Here is a 3,372-nt window from a genome sequence, read left to right on the forward strand (position 1 = left end):
TTGTCCGGTATCGATATCGAGACCGTTTGCGTTGTCGCTTGTGCCATGTATCAACCTCCTTTTTACCGATTAGTCTCTATTTTTTATTGAATAGAAGATGAGGATCTTTACTCTTATATCATAGCCTTCCCTTTATCCCTTTAGGCTATTCTTTTCCCCATCCTTATAACATTACAAGTTATGGTTTGCTAACTCGAATGTTCATGGCAACCGTAACTCATCCTTCTTGCCCATGACAATTAGATCATACTCTGTATTCTGCCTAAGGCATAACCCGTATGTATCCTAAGAATATATCTTACGTTCTTACAGATATATAAAAATAAAATAATTAATAAAAATGATATAATATTTCTAAGGTAGAATAATTTATATTATGTATATCATCATTATATTTAATGAATTATTCCGCAGGGGATAAAATAGGCTTGAAGGAGTGCATTTCACCGAAAAGGAAAGACAATGCCTTCGTAATTAACGAGTTTTATAACTAATTATTTTCACAAAAAACCCTTCCCCGCCATGGACGAGAAAGAGTTTATAATTTCTAGTTTTTTGATGATGTCCCTTACATGCCTCCGCTTATTGCCACTCCAAATTTAGGAATGACAATTTGATCAGCAATGGCATAAATCTGCCTGGTACCACTGGGATTGGTAAATAAAAGCAGCCCCCCAAAACGATTTGTCGTCTCGTTATACATGGTTAATCTTTGGTTTTCCCATTCAGCGCTTTGCATGGACACTTCTATCGTTTTGGTCTCTCTCCAGGATTAATCGTCTCCGAAGGGTTTACTATCATTGGTCTAACATTGAACTTCAAGAAAGGATGGATTCTATATATTCCTAGGGGATATCTGGATTCAAGAATCGGACATTCGCTGTCAAAAATTCTTTCAACACTACGGGCGCTTATCCCCAACATTTTTGACTTGGATATGAAAGGATTCTGCGGAACATCGTAGGTCGCAAACGTAACTTCTGCCTGAATGAGTGTCGGCTTAGGAGAAAGGGGTGTTATATAATACTTCGTCTCCTGGATAAGGATTGTTACTGGATATTGTGCCTTTACTATTAACGCTGCAGCAGTGATTATTACAAGTGATCCAACTCTAAAAATGAAGCAAACCTGTTTATCTATAGGATTAAATTTCGAACGTCCCTCCGACACAAAAAATTAGAATTGATTAAATACAACCTATTTTTAATCTGAATTTTAAGTAATTCCGATTTGAAATCCCCACCGTTGAATAAAAGAAAAGCTCTTAGAATAAGTAGGGGATTTTCGGTTAGTTTTTTGGATTAACAACTTCAAGGCTATGATCTATAGAAAAAAAACCAATGGTCTTGCTTGTCCTTCCTTTAGAAAGAAAGCTTTTTTGAGCAGCAAGAGCTTTAGCAATCGTGTTGGCAATGAGACAAATCTGAAGGGCATGATCATAGAACTGGCGCATAAACTCTTCCGTGCGTATTAAGATGTCTTTTTGAGAATATCCTAAAGCGGTGACAATTTTCCCCTGAACCCCTAGTCAATAGATCGAATTTTCGTTTTTCTAGAAAGTTCTTCCCGTACCTGCAAAAAAAAACATAGGCATTTTCTAATTTTTCTCAATCTTTTAGTTCTATCCATTTGTGGGCGAATGTGGGAGAAACTTCAAAAGAGATATTATCCATCATGTATCAATGACAAAGAAAAAGAATTCATCGAATGGCGTTTTGAAGATTTAAAAAAACAGCATAAAAAATATGGAGATACTGTATTGGTTCAAGAACCTAATATGACATGGGGATGTGGAGGGTAAGAGATTACCACCCCATTCCTTAAGGGAATCGGCTTCCTCCTGCCTAAGTTTCATCTTTCAGTGGAATAAAGCTTGGTTTATCCAGCTTAGAAAAAGGATTGTTTTCTTTATTTTCTTCCACCACTTTACACCGCTCTATGGCCTTTAGAATACAGACAATACTAGAGTTTTGCTCCAAAAAAACCCCTTAAAATTGTATTGAAAGATGCCTTTTCAACCTTTTTTTCTTTAATGGAGCAAAATCTTACCAAAAGCTATGGGGTGTGATTATTGCCCAGTATTAAACAAAGCCTTAAGTATTGCCTCTTTAAACTCATGCTGTGCTTTAGCAGCAGTAACCTTTGCCTTCCAGCTTTTATCCATGGCATCGACAAAAGCTTGAGCCCCCTTATCAAGTTCTGCTCCATATTTTTGCCTAATCTTTTCTTTAAGAATTTCCTTAAGCACATCTTCCCATGCTTTCAAGCTTGATTTTTGCCATCCCCTCTCAAGACATTCAACAAGGTTTTCTTCTTTCTCACAGCCACATTTACTTTCTTTTTCACAACATTCTTGTTCACGACAACAACAGCAGCAACAACATTCGGCCTTTTCCATAGGATTCAACCTCCTTGCTCTTTTTTTTTTTAAAAATATCATACATTGTCCAATCTATAAAACCAGGGCATGAAAAGACAAATTTAGGACTTAAATAGACAATCAATTTGTCTAGATTCCAACGAAGAGCTACCGACTAATTTTGAGCTGTCAATTTACAGCTGAAGGCTAAATTGCTACTAAAACTCTGCGCAATCATTCACCCGTTTTCTTCCTGCCCAGGCGTTTCCACCATTTGTGTCTAACAGGCTTGTCTTTTCATGTTACGGAGAAGCCCCTTCTTTCAGGCATCGCCATTGCTGGAGGGAGTTGCCACGAGTAAGACAATTGCGGTTGCTAGCCCTTTTAGATTGATCGCAGTATGAATATTGCGCCCAAGGCTTATGCCCCATTCTGGGCACATCCATTACCGCATACTCAAGGCAAGCACATCGCTTTTCTATCCACAGACAGAACCCAGGACGACTGCTTGGATAGCAGCCATTGGCACTAACCTATGTTTGGTGAAACTTTTGTAAAGCGCTGATTATCAATGAGCTTTTTTCAATGTGTCATTATGCGAGGGTTTTAGGAGCTATTTTTGGGTTTCCAAGGCTCCATGAAGCCAACTCGGAGGGCGGAAAGGATCCGGCCGCCCATGTTGGTTTCCCGCCGTGACTTTGCGGTGTTTGGTGCCAGCTATGTCTGCCTCGGGCGTGTTTGGACAATGCGTAGGTGAGTCAGGGCCTCTTCGGGGGAAAAGGGGAGTTTGGCTGCCTTAAGTTTTTTCTCCAATAGCCGGTCATGCAAGAAGGCCAAGGCGGCGACAAAGCCATAGGCCTGGACGAGCTCTCGGATCATGATGACAGATCGGAGGCATCTCTAGGACATCTTTTAACTTCCTAAAGGCCCGCTCCACTTGGGTAAGCGCCTTCTAAGTGCAGACGGCCTCTACCGCGGAGAGATTTTTTTTTGCCTCTAGGATCAGGTAGTTG

At 39.8% G+C, this 3,372-nt stretch carries 5 protein-coding genes; 1 reads left to right on the forward strand and 4 read right to left on the reverse strand.

All coding sequences use genetic code 11. The features are described 5' to 3' along the window. Positions 1-568: 568 nt before the first annotated feature. The 3 genes from A7Q09_RS10915 to A7Q09_RS10645 all read right to left on the reverse strand — a co-directional run bounded on the left by A7Q09_RS10915 (position 569) and on the right by A7Q09_RS10645 (position 1,453). Positions 569-739 carry a methane monooxygenase/ammonia monooxygenase subunit B gene (locus A7Q09_RS10915; protein ID WP_244228491.1) on the reverse strand — a complete coding sequence of 57 codons (171 nt, stop codon included), beginning with the start codon at positions 737-739 and terminating at the stop codon, positions 569-571. An 8-nt stretch (positions 740-747) separates the two neighbouring features. Beyond that, complete coding sequence (locus A7Q09_RS03595; RefSeq protein WP_244228492.1) at positions 748-1,170, reverse strand: methane monooxygenase/ammonia monooxygenase subunit B; 423 nt, start codon at positions 1,168-1,170, stop codon at positions 748-750. 118 nt (positions 1,171-1,288) lie between these two features. Then, positions 1,289-1,453 carry a hypothetical protein gene (locus tag A7Q09_RS10645; protein ID WP_208526675.1) on the reverse strand — a complete coding sequence of 55 codons (165 nt, stop codon included), beginning with the start codon at positions 1,451-1,453 and terminating at the stop codon, positions 1,289-1,291. A gap of 186 nt (positions 1,454-1,639) precedes the next feature. Between A7Q09_RS10645 and A7Q09_RS10425 the strand changes: the two genes are divergently transcribed. After that, positions 1,640-1,801 (forward strand): hypothetical protein, encoded by a 162-nt coding sequence (locus tag A7Q09_RS10425; protein WP_166791915.1) that lies wholly within the window; start codon positions 1,640-1,642, stop codon positions 1,799-1,801. Between the two features lie 267 nt (positions 1,802-2,068). Here A7Q09_RS10425 and A7Q09_RS03605 read toward each other — a convergent pair whose 3' ends face one another. Next, entirely contained in the window at positions 2,069-2,398 is a 330-nt protein-coding gene (locus tag A7Q09_RS03605) for a hypothetical protein (protein WP_134389938.1), read from the reverse strand. Positions 2,399-3,372: the final 974 nt, after the last annotated feature.

Source organism: Methylacidiphilum sp. Yel (assembly GCF_004421185.1).
Taxonomy (GTDB): domain Bacteria; phylum Verrucomicrobiota; class Verrucomicrobiia; order Methylacidiphilales; family Methylacidiphilaceae; genus Methylacidiphilum.

Coding starts and splice junctions, on each gene's coding strand:
- A7Q09_RS10915 (WP_244228491.1), bottom strand. CDS start 739: ATGCAAAGCGCTGAATGGGAAAACCAAAGATTAACCATGTATAACGAG.
- A7Q09_RS10645 (WP_208526675.1), bottom strand. CDS start 1,453: ATGCGCCAGTTCTATGATCATGCCCTTCAGATTTGTCTCATTGCCAAC.
- A7Q09_RS10425 (WP_166791915.1), top strand. CDS start 1,640: ATGTGGGAGAAACTTCAAAAGAGATATTATCCATCATGTATCAATGAC.
- A7Q09_RS03605 (WP_134389938.1), bottom strand. CDS start 2,398: ATGGAAAAGGCCGAATGTTGTTGCTGCTGTTGTTGTCGTGAACAAGAA.